Source organism: Dietzia sp. IBK-p2-16D, from assembly GCF_057773085.1.
Genome location: NZ_JBYMTL010000052.1, coordinates 1 through 464, shown reverse-complemented (window position 1 = coordinate 464; position 464 = coordinate 1). Strand labels below are relative to the sequence as shown.

2 protein-coding genes are annotated in these 464 nt (G+C 47.4%); both read left to right on the top strand.

All coding sequences use genetic code 11. The annotated features are described in order from the left end of the window. Positions 1–222: hypothetical protein (locus AC3DE3_RS17305; protein WP_488370854.1), on the top strand; the 222-nt coding region annotated here is incomplete at its 5' end. Positions 223–320: 98 nt separating this feature from the next. After that, positions 321–464, top strand: a 144-nt coding sequence (locus AC3DE3_RS17300; RefSeq protein ID WP_488370855.1) for a phage protein Gp36 family protein, incomplete at its 3' end; no start/stop codon positions are given.

Genomic DNA, 464 nt, shown 5'->3' with positions numbered 1-464 from the left:
GGATCCGCATTCCTTTATCACTACCCTACCGCACCTGGTTTGCGCACTTTGGCCGTAGGTTACCAGCCTAGAAATAAAATGCCAAGTGGAGAATTCCGTGAATCTGCTTTCTGGCGTCGCCCTGAGTTGAAATCTTGGGAATACGAATCCGGTGAAGATATCGGAGTAAAAATCGTAGCGGCTACCGCAGGTTACCTGTGGAACGATACTGTCTTAACCTAATCAGGATTAGGATTCGAAATTAGGGCGGGCGGTTAAATGCTGGCCCGCCTTTTTTTGTAGACACATTAGTTATATAAGGGGTTATCTTGGCTTACTGTGTGACATCTGACCTCAAGAATGCTCTCAGCGAGGAAAAGCTAAAGCAGCTTACCGATGATGACAGCTTAGGCATGTTCGTTGAAGGTCACGTCACCTACGCAATTGCCGCAGCGGATTCGCTTATTGATTCCTACATTCGCGGA